This window comes from Paenibacillus dendrobii (assembly GCF_009807035.1).
Classification (GTDB): Bacteria; Bacillota; Bacilli; order Paenibacillales; family Paenibacillaceae; genus Paenibacillus_AQ; species Paenibacillus_AQ dendrobii.
The window spans coordinates 2,127,967-2,142,666 of record NZ_WUBI01000001.1; the positions used below are offsets into that span (position 1 = coordinate 2,127,967).

At 49.3% G+C, this 14,700-nt stretch carries 16 protein-coding genes and 1 tRNA gene; 6 read left to right on the forward strand and 11 right to left on the reverse strand.

The genetic code is table 11. The features are described 5' to 3' along the window. The 5 genes from GRF59_RS09335 to GRF59_RS09355 all read right to left on the reverse strand — a co-directional run bounded on the left by GRF59_RS09335 (position 1) and on the right by GRF59_RS09355 (position 3,266). The gene (locus GRF59_RS09335) at positions 1-450 is read right to left on the reverse strand and encodes a DUF948 domain-containing protein (protein WP_160497300.1); all 450 of its coding nucleotides are present in this window, start codon (positions 448-450) and stop codon (positions 1-3) included. 189 nt (positions 451-639) lie between these two features. Further along, on the reverse strand, positions 640-1,065 hold the full coding sequence (locus GRF59_RS09340; RefSeq protein WP_160497301.1) for a HepT-like ribonuclease domain-containing protein: 426 nt from the start codon (positions 1,063-1,065) through the stop codon (positions 640-642). Between the two features lie 154 nt (positions 1,066-1,219). Continuing rightward, entirely contained in the window at positions 1,220-1,507 is a 288-nt protein-coding gene (locus GRF59_RS09345; protein ID WP_160497302.1) for a Dabb family protein, read from the reverse strand. An 86-nt stretch (positions 1,508-1,593) separates the two neighbouring features. Beyond that, the gene (locus GRF59_RS09350; RefSeq protein WP_160497303.1) at positions 1,594-2,013 is read right to left on the reverse strand and encodes a phage holin family protein; all 420 of its coding nucleotides are present in this window, start codon (positions 2,011-2,013) and stop codon (positions 1,594-1,596) included. 152 nt (positions 2,014-2,165) lie between these two features. Next, the gene (locus tag GRF59_RS09355; RefSeq protein WP_237391690.1) at positions 2,166-3,266 is read right to left on the reverse strand and encodes a polysaccharide deacetylase family protein; all 1,101 of its coding nucleotides are present in this window, start codon (positions 3,264-3,266) and stop codon (positions 2,166-2,168) included. 468 nt (positions 3,267-3,734) lie between these two features. On the opposite strand from GRF59_RS09355, the gene GRF59_RS09360 reads away from it, so the two are divergent. From GRF59_RS09360 to GRF59_RS09380, 5 genes are all read left to right on the forward strand, one after another. Continuing rightward, positions 3,735-4,322 (forward strand): helix-turn-helix domain-containing protein, encoded by a 588-nt coding sequence (locus GRF59_RS09360; protein WP_160497305.1) that lies wholly within the window; start codon positions 3,735-3,737, stop codon positions 4,320-4,322. Positions 4,323-4,471: 149 nt separating this feature from the next. Further along, positions 4,472-4,669, forward strand: a complete 198-nt coding sequence (locus tag GRF59_RS09365; protein WP_160497306.1) for a hypothetical protein — start codon at positions 4,472-4,474, stop codon at positions 4,667-4,669. 117 nt (positions 4,670-4,786) lie between these two features. Then, positions 4,787-5,230, forward strand: coding sequence for a MerR family transcriptional regulator (locus GRF59_RS09370; RefSeq protein ID WP_160497307.1), 444 nt, complete (start codon positions 4,787-4,789; stop codon positions 5,228-5,230). A 120-nt stretch (positions 5,231-5,350) separates the two neighbouring features. Further along, on the forward strand, positions 5,351-6,568 hold the full coding sequence (locus GRF59_RS09375; protein WP_160497308.1) for an MFS transporter: 1,218 nt from the start codon (positions 5,351-5,353) through the stop codon (positions 6,566-6,568). Between the two features lie 12 nt (positions 6,569-6,580). Further along, on the forward strand, positions 6,581-7,003 hold the full coding sequence (locus GRF59_RS09380) for a universal stress protein (protein ID WP_160497309.1): 423 nt from the start codon (positions 6,581-6,583) through the stop codon (positions 7,001-7,003). A gap of 118 nt (positions 7,004-7,121) precedes the next feature. Here the strand turns inward: GRF59_RS09380 and pstB are convergent, their stop codons facing one another. From pstB to GRF59_RS09400, 4 genes are all read right to left on the reverse strand, one after another. Beyond that, a complete protein-coding gene (gene pstB, locus GRF59_RS09385; protein WP_160497310.1) occupies positions 7,122-7,880 on the reverse strand; it encodes a phosphate ABC transporter ATP-binding protein PstB in 759 nt (252 codons plus the stop codon). A gap of 13 nt (positions 7,881-7,893) precedes the next feature. Beyond that, positions 7,894-8,790, reverse strand: a complete 897-nt coding sequence (pstA, locus tag GRF59_RS09390; RefSeq protein ID WP_160497311.1) for a phosphate ABC transporter permease PstA — start codon at positions 8,788-8,790, stop codon at positions 7,894-7,896. Beyond that, positions 8,787-9,722, reverse strand: coding sequence for a phosphate ABC transporter permease subunit PstC (gene pstC / locus GRF59_RS09395; protein ID WP_160497312.1), 936 nt, complete (start codon positions 9,720-9,722; stop codon positions 8,787-8,789). The genes pstA and pstC overlap by 4 nt, the downstream gene beginning before the upstream one ends. An 87-nt stretch (positions 9,723-9,809) precedes the next feature. Then, positions 9,810-10,739, reverse strand: a complete 930-nt coding sequence (locus GRF59_RS09400) for a phosphate ABC transporter substrate-binding protein (RefSeq protein ID WP_160497313.1) — start codon at positions 10,737-10,739, stop codon at positions 9,810-9,812. Between the two features lie 197 nt (positions 10,740-10,936). On the opposite strand from GRF59_RS09400, the gene GRF59_RS09405 reads away from it, so the two are divergent. After that, positions 10,937-11,842 (forward strand): LysR family transcriptional regulator, encoded by a 906-nt coding sequence (locus tag GRF59_RS09405; RefSeq protein WP_160497314.1) that lies wholly within the window; start codon positions 10,937-10,939, stop codon positions 11,840-11,842. A 168-nt stretch (positions 11,843-12,010) separates the two neighbouring features. On the opposite strand, the gene GRF59_RS09410 is transcribed toward GRF59_RS09405, so the two are convergent. Both GRF59_RS09410 and GRF59_RS09415 read right to left on the reverse strand, forming a co-directional pair. Next, a tRNA-Leu gene (locus GRF59_RS09410) sits at positions 12,011-12,094 on the reverse strand. 222 nt (positions 12,095-12,316) lie between these two features. Continuing rightward, the gene (locus GRF59_RS09415) at positions 12,317-14,656 is read right to left on the reverse strand and encodes a glycoside hydrolase family 65 protein (RefSeq protein WP_160497315.1); all 2,340 of its coding nucleotides are present in this window, start codon (positions 14,654-14,656) and stop codon (positions 12,317-12,319) included. Positions 14,657-14,700 lie beyond the last annotated feature (44 nt).

Sequence of the window (14,700 nt, forward strand, 5' to 3'; positions counted from 1 at the left end):
TCAGGCATGATCGTCCGCAGGGGGTTGCGACTGCCGCTTAAAGGAATGCCAGACCGATAAGCCGGCATCCAGCCACCGGAATGCTTCCGCTAAACGGAGCTCATTCTCCCGGTGGGCCCTTTCCAAGCGTTCCATGGCAGAGTCTGTGATCTGCTTCGTGACGGAGTCGGCCCGCTGCAGCGTATTCGACAGGCTGGCACCGGCCAGCCTCAGCGATTCACAGAACGGCTCCACTTCCTCCACCCGGTCCTGAAGCAGCGATAGTGTTGCCGAAGCCTGCACGAGCAGCTCTTTGGATTCGGAAGCCAGCTGCGAGATCTCAAGCCCGGCTTTGCCAAGAACGTCTTCTGTCCGCAGCAGCACTCTTCTTAAGGTATGTAGAAGAATTATCGCTACAGCGGCGAACAATATGAATCCGCAAGCAAGTAGTACAGCTCCCCATTCCGCCATGGTGTGTCACTCCCTTCACCCTTACGGGCTAATGCCTATTTGTAGGATATTATAAGCAGGGAGGGCTTGTCGTGACACAAAGGACAGCATTTTATTTTTTTAAAAAAATTACGCCATAAAACAACAAGCCCAATCTGGATATCAGAATGGGCTTACAGGCTTGATTGTTCAAAAATTCAAATTCCATTACTACATTACGAGCTCCTGCTGGATATAATCGCGTACCTGAGCAGCAAACTTATTCAGGATTTCCGGCAGCACCGGCGTCAGCGGATGAAGCTCGCTCCGGCTCCATGAGTAATAATCCTGCACCAAAGGCTTGCGCAAACTTACCAGCTTTAGAAGAACATCGAAGATTTCCTGGTCGAACACCTTTTCTTCGTGGTTGATTTCCATGATATCTTCATAACTGCTGGCATCGCGCATGATAAAGCCGTCAATTAAATAACTTCCTACATCCGTAACGACCTCAATCGCCAAATGCAGCGCCCGCTCCTGAACCATCCCGAGCACGACGCCTCCGTCCCAGGACTCGGCTGCTGTTGTCAATCCTTGGGCAATTTGCGGAATCGCGTCCAGACGATGCTGGATTTGTTCCTTGTTTACATAATACACGGCCTGTACCTCCATGCTGCAGATATTATTTTCTTTTTTTCCCCCGGCGCTTCAACCAGAAAAACGTGACAAAAATGGCCACGATAAACACCACAAGCAAAAACAATGTTTCCATCGGGTATTCCAAATCGCTCATAATCAGTCTTCCTATCTGCTAGATTTCGTAATCAACACTAACGGATACCTCTTTTACTTCATTCAAATGGCGAACAACTTCCTGGTGAACGGGATGCACTTGATAAGCCTGTAAATCTTCCAGGGAAGATACCTCGGTGACGAGGGCAATATCAAATGAACGCTCCGAATGGATGACATCCACACCAACCTCGATGGCAAGCAATTGCGGGATTTGTCCCTTCATGGCACGCAGAATCTCGGCCGTTTTGTCAACGCTTTCGGAACTTCTGTCTTTTAATTTTATGAAGACAATATGTTTAATCATGGCATGCATTCTCCTTGTCCAACGCGTAAGGTTACAAAAAAAATATACCATATCCACCCGTGCAGGAAAAGAGAAGTTATATGCCTTCAACTCTTCGGCTTGTCATCCTGCTTATCTTTATCCTGAAGGACAGCGATCACCCGGCGGAGCTTCCCCGGCATTGGAAGTCCTAACCGACCGTAATTTTCCGTGATCGAGATCAGCTCATTGGACATATAAAAAAATATGGCGCCGGTTTTAATCACGTCCGTTCCTCCGCTCAGCAGCAGATCCATTTGATGGGCCAATACAATGACGACAAGCATCAACGCTTTCCGCGTCAGCCCCCAAAATCCAATGTCGCTTTTCAACCCGGTCCCTTCCTTGATCGATGCCAAAACTCCCGTTACATAATCGATGACAATAGTGAACAGAAAAATCCATAACAGTTGATCCCATCCTCCGAGTGCCAGCGTTAAAAAACTACCGGCCAAAGCACTTATACTGTTAACTGCAAGCGAATTCATCGTCAGCGTCCCCCTTTCTGCCTTCTGCTATATCGTATGAAAGGAGTCGACATTCTGCGAGGTCTGACGTCACCCGTTTGGTAGCCTATTTCATAGATTGAAAGAAAAATGCACATAAAAAAGCCCCGGAAGACCGGGGCCTTAAAAATACTTTAACGCTCGTCATGCCAGAAATTCACCGGCTTCATGTCATTCGTAATCGGCTTGAACGTGTACCCTTCTGCCTGAATCGCTTTGATCAGCTTCGGCAAGATGGTCACCGTGGCATGCTGGTCGTGAAACAGAACAATCGGCGTAACGCCCTTTTTCTCCATTGTTTTAATATCTCTCATGACATTGTTATAAATGATTTGAGGATTGCTCTGATATCTCCAGTCGTTGGAATCGATGTTCCAATCCCAAAGATGATACCCGGAAGCTGCCGTTTGATCGCGGTAAGCTTTTGTAAAATAAGGCTTGCTGCCATACGGCACGCGAATCAGCTTGGTGTACACCTTGGCTGCGTCATGCAGCTTTTTGTTGTCCATGTTCATCTCGTTCAGTGCCGAGTATGGCGAGGCATAGAACTTATTCTTCTGGTGGGTCATTCCGTGCAGCCCGAGACCATGCCCATCCTTGGCGATGCGGGCCGTGGATGCAGGATGACTCGCGATCTGGTTCCCAAGCATAAAGAATGTAGCCTTGACTTTATACTGGTCCAGCACATTCAGCAGCTGCGGAGTATATGGAGACGGACCATCATCAAAAGTAATATAAATCGTTTTGGAACCGGAACCGCTTGGCTTGGACGGCACAGCCGTTTGAGCCAGATGCTGTTTGATGTAGCTGCCGTACTTTTCGGCGAATTGGGCATCCGTCAGCGAAGCGCCGCTGTTCAAAGCACGGTATACTTTCTGATTGGGAAGATAAGAAAGCCCGAAACCGAACTTTTCACTTATCACGCGGAATGAGATAAACGTTCTGCCGTTTTGAACAAACGTGTTTTTGCCGTCTGCCGGCAAGGTTACGGACTTCCCTACGCTATGCGTCAGCGTGACATTGCCCTTGGCGTATTGCACGCTCACATTCATCGCCGCTGCTGTTTGGACAATCGGAACATATAAAGTGCCTTTATGTATGACCGGGGACATCGGATAAGTAACAAGGGTGTCATTCACGGCTGCAAAAACAGAATATTTAACCGAATTTGCCGAGCTTCCTTCTGCGGTTGCATTGTTTTTTCCTGCGTAAAGAACGCAGCTGAAGATAAGCATGAACGATAAAACCCATTTGGTGCACTGTAACAGCTTTTTCAATTCTCTCTACCAACCTTTTTCTGCGTATTTTGATAGATTTGCAGGACAAAAAAGCGCTCATCCCGAATGCAAACCTATGCAATCGAATCTCGTAATCCAGTATAAAATGAAATAAAACACATTCGATCATCACCATGAGTTTTCTATGAGATGATGAATCTTTCATTATTTCTATTTATCTAGTTCCATTGCATTGTACCTTGAATCCCGAAACCGTTCAATTTCAATTCAGTAACCATTTTTGTAATCTTTTCGGTAATTTAAGGATTTAATGGGGAATGATAGGAGGCGGCATATGCCAAATATCCTGTTTCTATTAGCGCAAGCCGCATTTTACTAGGAAAAAGGGCGTAGAAATGGGCGTTAGTTACTATTGAAATAAGAGCTATAAAAATGTAGAATTCTAAGAAAAACTTCGGAGGAAATATGCCTACACAACAAGAACAGCATTCAATTCAGGCGTGGTCTCTGATCAACCGCAAATATTTGGGAAAAGGTATACGCGTCAAGCGCTTTCGCAAGCCTTCCCGCTGCCAGATCCGCAACCGTGTTCTGCTGGCGGTATTGATGGCGAACGATATCAAGCTGTCGCAGCTGGCCGAAGAACTCGGCGTTTCTTCGCGAAGCGTGAGCGCATGGGTCTATGAAGGACGGATTCCAGGTAAAAAGAATCTCGATAAAGTCTGCCAGTTTCTCGGATATCCGCATCATATTCTATTCAACCGCACCGTTACGGCCAACAGTCCCATTATATGCCAGCCATCATCATCACGGTTTATGCGCAGAACGCTCACACGCTCGCCGGTAGACAACAAGATTCTCACGGGTTTGTGCATGGTGCATGATCTGTCCGTCAGCGACGTCAGCGAATGGATGCATATTCATCCCGGAACGTTCCGGAAATGGCTTCATCAGGGAACCCTGCCGTCACCAAGCTTCCAGGATCGGGCCGAACTCTTTTTCCGCATTCCGAAATTCATTCTGTTCGCGGATTGCATTCTGCACGATTCATAATCTACATTAGCGTATTGACTATCCAGCCATACCATGGCAAACAGCTCTATGATCCGGTACTGATCCGGCTTATAGAGCTGTTTTATTTTGGGCATAGTAAGATTCGATCCGAATGAAGAACAATGCTCATTAAAGGCAGGTGCGCGGTGATGGGGATCGGAAAAGATAGCGGAGTCGCAATCGGCGTGCTGGCGGGAACAACGATGGCGAGCGGCTGTGCCTTTCTGATGGGACTTGGGTCTTTCCCTCTGATGTGGACGGTCAGTATCGGCGGCGGTGCCGGTGCAATAATCGGAACAGCTGTCCCTGTTCTGCTCAAGCACCGAAGGAAGCTTCGTGAAAAATAGCCGAAACATTTTTCCATAAAAAAATCTATTCATCCAACAAAGTTAACGTTGACGTTAACGTTAAAGAGGATTAAAATGATGAATGTCTAGTAGAACATATCGCAAGGGAGGAAAGACATGGATGAATACAAAATCGATGACGTAGCCCGGGAATGCGGCTTAACCAAGCGAACGATAAGGTATTATGAAGAGCTGGGCGTCTTTCCTGCCCCTGATCGGAGTGAAGGCGGTATCCGGATCTACACACGGGAGCATATCGATTATCTGAAGAAAATCGTAAACGCCAAGGACATTCTCGGCTTCGGCCTGCAGGAGCTCGTACAGTATCTGTCCGTGTCAGATGCGTATAAGAACCACCATAGAACCTATCACGATGTAAAAAGCCGGGAAGAACAAAAAAGCAAGCTTACGCATATGCAGCAGATGCTGGATGAGCAAATCGAAATGCTTCGTACCAAGATCGAAAAAATGAAAAACATGCAAAGTGAGCTTGAACAAACCCAGGTTCGCTTGAATGCCTTCGTTCAAAGATTCGATGAAGAATCCGCCCCGAAGGACTAAAGATCAAAGGCACCCAAGCAACTGTTCATAATGCTGCAAAGCAGATATGACAGTGTTTTTTTGTGATGGGTACTCTTGAAAAATGAAAATAATCTTACAAAAGCGGAGGTAATTAATTTTATGAAATCCCCAGCTTCACAACCCCTAGAACTTGAACAAAGGAAAGCCGGGCTGTTATCCCAGCCTAAAGCGGTATGGGCGATCGCCTTTGCCTGCGTCATTTCCTTCATGGGTCTCGGACTCGTTGACCCGATTCTGCCGGCCATTGCCCAGCAGCTGCATGCCAGCAAAAGCCAGGTATCTCTTCTCTTCACAAGCTATAACTTGGTAACAGGCATAGCCATGCTGATTACAGGCGTCATCTCGAGCCGCATCGGTATTAAGAAGACGCTGCTTACCGGTATTTTTCTGATTATCGTTTTCTCCGCGCTTGGCGGATTTTCCGATACGATCGGCCAAATTGTAGGCTTCCGCGGCGGCTGGGGCTTGGGTAACGCCCTGTTCATCGCAACCGCATTGTCTGCCATCGTTGGTCTGTCCACTTCCGGCACTGCCAAAGCCATTATCCTGTACGAAGCCGCACTCGGCCTTGGTATTTCCGTCGGACCTCTTTTGGGCGGCGAGCTCGGGTCCATCAGCTGGCGCGGTCCTTTCTTCGGTGTTGCCGGACTGATGCTCGTCGGCTTTATCTTCGTTATCTTCATGCTGCCGAATGTCCCGAAACCCAAGAAAGCCAGTACGCTCGCCGATCCGTTCAAAGCCTTGTCTTACCCGGCACTGCTAACGCTCGGCATCACAGCTTTCCTCTACAACTTCGGCTTCTTCACCCTGATGGCTTATTCCCCATACGTCATGGATTTGGATGAACATGGATTAGGGTATGTCTTCTTCGGCTGGGGCATTCTGCTTGCCTTTACGTCCGTCTTCGTCGCTCCAAGACTGCAGAAGCGCTTCAGTGTCGTAAAATCGATCTGTACCGTGCTTACGCTGTTTACCATTGTACTGATTATCATGGGTATCGGAACTTATAACCATTCTCCGAAAACTGTTATCATCAGCGTTATCGTGGCCGGTATCTTCCTTGGCATCAATAACACGCTGATCACCACGGCCGTTATGCAGGCTGCACCTGTCGAACGTTCCGTCGCTTCAGCATCATACAGCTTTGTCCGTTTCCTTGGCGGTGCCGTATCCCCATGGCTCGCAGGCAAGCTGTCTGAATGGTATCATCCTGAAACACCGTTTTATTTTGGCGCCGTGATGGTATTTCTAGGTGTAGTCACATTACTTGTCCGCCGCCGCCATCTGACTCATGTAGACAGAGCGGAAGGCCACTAAGGAGGAAACATTATGTATAACCGTATTCTTGTACCCGTTGATGGCTCGAGCCACGCTGATCGTGCTCTGGAAGCCGCTGTATCATTGATCCAATGCCTGAAGAATCAACCGGAGCTTGCGGTGCTGCATGTTAACCCCTCTATCACGATTAACGAGCCTCCTGTCGGAGTAGACCTCGAAGAACGTATCCGTGAAGAGGGCGAGAAGATCCTGGCTCCAGCCACGGCATCTCTCACCAAGCTCGGTGTCTCCTATGAGACCTTCAGCAAGACCGGAGATCCTTCGACAGTCATCTGCAATACCGCTGAAGAACAGCATGCCGATCTCATCATCATGGGCAGCCGCGGCATCGGACTCATGTCCGAGCTGCTCATCGGCAGCGTCAGCCACAGCGTCGTTCAGCATGCGCACTGTCCTGTCATGATTGTTCGTTAAAAACTTATCAAGAACGTCAAAAAGGGTATCCTATAGGTTGAATAAACCTTGAGGATACCCTTTTTTCTTGTCCGCCGCATGAAAAAACATTGGTGAGATCCCATGTTCGAATCATGATTCAACCAAACCGTCCGGAAATGTACTCCTGCGTCATGGCGTTCTCTGGGTTGGTGAAAATAATTTCCGTTTCATTATGTTCCATCAAGGTGCCCAAATAGAAGTAAGCAGTGTAATCGGAAATCCGCGCCGCCTGCTGCATATTATGGGTTACGATGACGATGCTCAGTTCCTTTTTCAGCTCGACGATCAGTTCCTCTACCTTCGACGTCGATACCGGGTCCAGCGCCGATGCAGGCTCATCCAGGAGCAGAATGCGCGGCTGTACGGACAATGCCCGCGCAATACATAGCCGCTGCTGCTGACCGCCGGAGAGTGACAGTGCAGACTGTTTCAGCCGGTCTTTGACTTCATCCCAAAGCGCCGCTTTGCGAAGGCTGGACTCTACGATTTCATCGAGCTGCTTCTTGTCCTTAATGCCATGGTATTTGGGACCGAAAGCAATATTTTCGTAAATGGATTTGTAGAACGGATTTGGCTTCTGCCATACCATGCCGATTTTTTGGCGGAGCTGAATCACGTCCGTGGCCGGATCATTGATGTCCTCCCCTTCGATCCAGATGCGTCCCTTGATTTTGGCTTGGGAGATTTCGTCATTCATCCGGTTCAACGAGCGCAGAAACGTCGATTTGCCGCATCCGGACGGTCCGATCAGGGCCGTTACGCTCTGTTCGGGAAAGTTCAGGCTGATATTTTTAACCGCTTCATATTGACCGTAAAATACGCTGAGATGCTCGGTACGAAACGATGTGGTTTGCATATTGATGTCCCCCTTATCCCATACGTTTGGAAGCTGTCATGGCTTTGTACAACACGCCGCCGATCCATCTGGCAAACAGGTTGAACAGCAGCACCAGAATCACGAGCACCGCTGAAGCGCCTGCGGCGATTTGAGCGGCATCCGGTGCCAGACCTTCGCTGTTGATTTTCCAAATATGCACTGCCAGCGTTTCTGCCGGACGGAATGGATTGATCGGCGATGTCGGACTGAGCGGATTCCAGTTGGTAAAGTCCAGCCTTGGCGTGGACATCCCTGCCGTAAAGAGCAACGCAGCCGCTTCCCCGAACACTCTGCCCGCTGCCAGAACCGTACCTGTAACAATGCTTGGCAGCGCCACCGGGAACAGGACGGAGGAAATGATCTTCCATTTGGACAGGCCAAGCGCAAGCCCTGCTTCCTTCTGCTCTTTTGGCACGCTGCGGAACGCCTGCTCCGTAATCCGTACCATCAGAGGCAGGTTGAAAATCGTCAGAACGAGTGCACCGGAGAATAGTGAGAAGCCAAAGCCGAATGTGTTAACGATAAGAAGAAGGCCGAACAAACCGACGACGATCGACGGAAATGAAGACAGCACTTCGACCACAAGCCGGATCGTGCCGGTGATTTTCCCGGGCTTCGCGTATTCAGCCATATAGATACCGGCGCCAAGGCCCAGCGGAATGGTAATGATCAGCGTCAGAACCAGCAAGAACAAGGAGTTGAACAGCTGCGGTCCAATACCGCCTCCCGCACGGATGGTCTGAGGAACCGAGGTCAGGAAATGCCAGTTGATATGGCTTAGCCCACGCACCAGAATAAATGCGATCAACCCTACAAGCACGGCTACGATGAGTAAAGAAAACACCACGATGAAGAAGGTTGCAATTTTGTCGGTCAGTTTCGCTTTCAAATCCGATGTCTCCTTTCCAAGAGCCTAACGATGAGTACGAAGATAAAGGTCATGAACATCAGTGCGAGCGCCATGCTCCACAATGCATTACTGTGTGTGGAGCCCATGACGGTGTTACCCATGTCAAGAGTGATCACACTGGTCAAAGTGGATGCGGATTCGAACAATGACCGCGGAATATGCGGCGCATTCCCGATGACCATTTGCACGGCCAATGCCTCGCCAAACGCACGAGCCATCCCCAGTACCACGCCGGTAAGTATAGAAGGCAGCACGGTTGGGAGAATAACTCTGGAGATCGTCTGCCAGCGTGTTGCCCCAAGAGCGAACGAGGATTCCTTAAGTCCGCGTGGCAGCGATGAGAGCGCGTCAGAGGCCACGCTTGTGATCGTCGGCAGAATCATCACCGACAGCACCAGCGCGCCTGCGGCAATCCCGATCCCCTGTCCGGGAAATACATTCCGCATAAACGGCACAACGACCGTCAATCCGATAAAGCCGTATACAACCGACGGAATGCCTGCAAGCAGTTCAATTACGGGTTGCAGCAACTTTTTGCCCCAACCGGGAACGATTTCGGTCATAAACAGAGAAGCACAAATGCTGAGCGGACTTGCGATCAAAGCAGCAAGCAGCGATGTCGCAAATGAACCGAAGATAAACGGAAGCACGCCGTACATCGGTTCTCCCTGATTGCCTTCCGGGTCCCATGTGGTGCCAAACAGAAAGTCGCCAAGACTGACGCCATCGCGAAAGAATGTCGCAAGTCCTTTTGATGCGACAAAATATATGATAGAAATGATGATGACAATGAGCAAAGCCACACAAATAAACGTATAGCTTCGGCCCGCAAGATCTTCAGCGTGATGTTTTTTAAAGCGGGCAGAACGTGCTGATCCTACCTGAACAGGCCTTTCATCCATAGCTTTCATCGTTGTCCTTCTTTCTAAAGTGAAAATAGAGGCAGAATGCTCCTTCCGCCTCTTTCAAGCTTGTAAAAGTCCAATCCGTGCTGGTGATTATTTCGAGATGTTGCCGTCTACGTCACGTTTAACTTCCATTTTGGAAACCGGGATGTATCCGAGCTCTACCACGTCGCCGTTTTGTACTGCGTCGGATGCGATGTAGTCGAGGAATGCTTTAACTTCAGGTTTTGGTTCACCTTTGGTGTACATGTGCTCGTAAGCCCATACCGGATATGTGCCGGATGCCACGTTCTCAACAGTCGCTTCTACACCTTCGTATTTAACAACTTTGACTTTGTCATCGAGGTAAGAAAGAGCCAGGTATCCGATCGCGCCAGGACTTTCAGAAACGATTTTCTTAACCGTACCTGAAGATTCTTCTTGAATAGATCCCTTCAGGTCTTCCGTCGAAGTGCCCAGTGCATATTTTTCAAAAGTTTTGCGGGTACCGGAGCTGGATGGACGGTTTACGATCACGATCGCTTCGTCTTTGCCGCCAACTTCTTTCCAGTTCGTTACTTTGCCTGTGAAAATATCCACCAGCTGTTGTTTGGTCAGGTTGTCTAAGCCTACATCCGGATTGGTTACTGCAGCCATAGCTACAACAGCCACTTGATGGTCAACCAGATCTTTGGCTTCGTCTTTCAGCTTTTCTTCTGCAAATACGTCAGAGTTACCGATATCTGCTTGACCGCCGGATACTTGCGTCAAGCCGGTGCCGCTGCCGCCGCCTTGCACTTGCACCTGAATTTTGGAATACTGGGATTCAGCCATGAATTTTTGAGCTGCTTGCTCAACCAATGGTTGAAGCGCCGTGGATCCGACTGCCAATACGGAACCGCTCAGTTCAGTAGAAGAAGATTTATCATTATTCGCCGTTCCCGAAGCGCTGCTGTCTCCTTGGGTATCCTTGCTACCACAGGCTGCCAGCATAACGACCAGTGCCAACGTACAAATCATAAGTAATGGTTTCTTGAGTTTCATAATCTTTTGTTTCCCCCTGTTCTGTGTTTGTCATGGCAACTCTATGACGCTGCCGACAAATTCATTGTAGTTCTCTATCATTTTGTAAAATGACGTGTTTTGTAAAAAGAAAAATAAAAATCTATATAAATTATTTATTATTCCATAGATTAATTCTATAATCAGATGTGGAGAAGTGTTTTCTGGAGGGATGATCCATGAATTTGTTAAAATTGCAAATTCTTGTGCTGATAGAGAAGTTAAAGAAAGTTACGGATGTGGCAAGGGAAATGGACATGAAGCAGCCTACAGTCACTTTCCATATGAAGAGCCTGGAAGAAGATCTGGGCGTTGCTCTTTTCGAGTCCAGGAGAGGCAGGATTTTGTTGACGGAGGCCGGTAAGGCGCTGTTTCCTTATGCGGTGAAAATGACGGGCATGGCCCAGGAAGCCAGAAAAGCAGTTCAGGATTACGCGAATTTGAACAAAGGACATCTGCAGATCGGAGCCGACACCATGATGGGTACGTATATTCTTCCTCCCCTGATCAGCGGCTTCTGCAGCCGTTTTCCGGGAATCCAAATCGAACTGGACATCAAGCCCACGAAGGTGATCCGGGAGCAGCTGCTGAACCAGGAGATTGATCTGGCGTTCTATTATACGGGACAAACCTCATCGGAAATGATGAAGACTGTAAAAGAAGAAAAAATGCTCAAAGAGGATGTCGCCTTCATTTTTTCAGGATCGCATGCTTTTGCCGGCTTGAAGTCGCTGACTCATCAGCTCATCACCCAGCAGTTTTTCGTCCAGCACGGCGAAGGCTCGTACATGATGGATTACTCACGCTCTTATGCTGCGGCTTGCAACATTCATCTATGGGAGCGAACCGTGACGAATTCCCCGGAGATGATCAAAAGCATGGTGCAGGCCGGAGATTTCATCAGCATCTTCCCGCTGTCGGGTATCCAAAAGGAGCTGGCTTCCGGCGAATTGAAGTCCCTGCCGCTGCCGGGACAAATAGATACGGCTGTGTATGGCGTGCTTGCTTATGCCGCGGACCAGCCGCTGACCCCGCTACGGGATCAGTTCAAGGATTATGTGAGGGGATTTGTAACCGTTGAGTAAAAAGCAGAAAGGGCATCCCCTATAGATCGTGGAGATCCCCTTGTTTTGTTTTTTCCGCCCTTATGACCTCGCCCCTTCCATTTTTTTCAATCCTATTTTGGTAGACATACAAAAACAGGTTCCTGATGGCATCATTGCCATACAAGAACCTGTTTTGTTAACATATAATGCGGTCGAGAGGACTCGAACCTCCACGGGGGTTAGCCCACACGGACCTGAACCGTGCGCGTCTGCCAATTCCGCCACGACCGCATATTGGTCAATGTCTTTCGCGATTGTTTCTTTCGCGGCGACAAGATAGATCTTACCATGGCAAGCCAGTTAGCGTCAAGCATTTTCCCAAAAAAAATTCAGAGATTTAAAATCCTCTCTACTTTAACCAAAAAAAGAACGGCCCAGGCAAAGTCATGACTGCGTTTTAAGGCAAGCTATTACCGTACTGTCCGTTCTCTCTCTATCATTTTGGAAGCTATTTTACATGACTACCGTTTCACCCGCCGTTAACGAGATATCTTTGCCCTGATGCTTAAAGGATACCCTATCCCCTGCGAGCAGCGTATAGCTTGTTTCCCGGCGGCTCATACGGACTTTCAGCAGCTGTCCCTGATACGTCACACGGAAGCTGCAGCTCTCCCACTGCGCCGGAAGCGCGGGATTAAAACTAAGAGAGCCGTTCGTCAGACGCATACCGGCAAAACCATTGACGATAGACATCCACGAGCCTGCCATCGCTGCGGTGTGCAGACCATCTTTGGCGTTGCGGTTAATATCATCCAGATCCATGCGCACCGTCCGGTCGAAATAGGCGTATGCCCCCTCCAGATCCCCGATCTCTGCAGACACGATGCTGTGAATGCATGGTGACAGCGACGAATCATGAGTGGTTAACGGCTCATAATACTGGTAATTGCGGACTTTCTCTTCAATGGTAAACTTCTCGCCGAGAAGGAACAGTGCCATCACGGTATCCGCCTGCTTCAGCACCTGATGCCGGTATATGACCAGCGGGTGGAAGTGAAGCAGCAGCGGATACTTGTCTTCCGGCGTATTTTCGAAATCCCATTTTTTCTTGGATAAAAAAGTATCATCCTGCGCGTAAATGCCAAGTTTCTCATCATAAGGCACATACATCCGGATGGCCGCTTCTTTCCAGCCTTCCGTTTCCGCTTCAGTCAGACCAATTGCCTGCGCAATCCGGTCATACTCTGCCGGATAATCCCGGCGCAGCAGGTGCGCCGTTTCGTAGGCGTAGCTGAGCTGGCTTTGCACCATGAGATTCGTATACGTATTGTTGTTGACGATCGCTGTATATTCGTCCGGGCCGGTGACAGCATCGATGCAGAAGGCGCCGTCCCTTGCTGCATTAAAATAACCAAGATCCGTCCAGAATCGGGAGGTTTCAAACAGGATTTCGGCCCCCTTCCGAACCAGAAACTCCTCGTCTCCCGTGGCCTGTACATATTGTCTGACCGCATAGGCGATATCCGCGTTGATATGCATCTGCGCCGTTCCCGCAGGGAAGTAAGCCGAATTCTCTTCGCCGTCGATCGTACGCCACGGATACAGTGCCCCTTTTTGAGACATGACTTCTGCACGGCTGCGCGCCTTATCCAGAGTCGCATATCGGAAGTCCATAAGCGCCCGGGCGATGTCCGGCTGAGTATAGGTGAAGAACGGCATCATATACATTTCCGTATCCCAGAAATAATGCCCCTCGTACCCTTCCCCGGTTAAGCCTTTGGCTCCAATATTCGTTTTGCCATCCCGCCCTACCGACTGCAGCAGCTGGTAAGCGTTAAAGCGTATCCCCTGCTGAAGCGCAGGGTCACCCTCGATCTCCACATCCGCATGCTGCCAGAAGGACTCCAAATAAGCTTCCTGTTCTCCTAGCAGCTTCTCAAAACTCAGGCCGGATGCCGCATGATGCGTCTCGGTGGCCTGTATTTCCAGTTCTTGACCGGCTTCATCCTTGGAGGAATGGTACGAGATATATTTGGTCAAGGACACTTTCTCGCCCGGAGCCAGTCGAACGGTAAAGGCCGTTCCGATATGCTCGTCATCCTGAATATCCTCCGATTCCCATACCAACGGACCCGTTACTTGGTGACTGATAGCGGTAACCAGTTCAAAATCGGTATGCCGGGTACGCTGCTTCAGCAGCAATTCTTCACCGCTGCGTTTCATATATTCATGCATCAGGCTCGGTTCGCCGCCTCCGGAACCCAGGCGGGGATCATCCGTCACCTCGGCCTCCTCGATCTTCCCGTCCATGAACGAGTGAAGCCGAATGGCACCTGAATATTGGACAGATTCGATCTCGACTTGAATCGCTGCGAGATGCTGGCGTGATAAGGAGACAAGCCTGCGGAAGCTTAACCGCACATGTCCTCCGGAAGGAGACTCCCATTCCACGTGCCGCTGCAGGAAGCCCCGCTTCATATCCAACTCCCGCTTATACGAGATCACTTTGCCAGCATTCAGATGGAAGGGGTCGTCTCCTACGGAGATATGGACGCACTGGGCGTTCGTTACATTCAGCATGGATTGATTTCGGGAAGGGTAACCGTAAGCTCCTTCGGGATACACGATCGGTTTGGCATCGTAGAATCCGTTCACATAGTTGCCTGTGACGGATTTGCCTTTTACGCCGTGATAACCCTCCTCAAAATTGCCTCGCATTCCGATGTATCCATTGCCCAGCGCAAATACGCTCTCGCTTCTTTGATTGTTTTCATCATCATAGGCTTCCTCTGCCAGGCTCCACGCCCGGTAAGGATATAGTGCCTCTGGACGCACGTAAGTTTTCATTTTCATCTGTTGATGTCCTCCTATCCACTTAGGGCACTTTATATATTGAG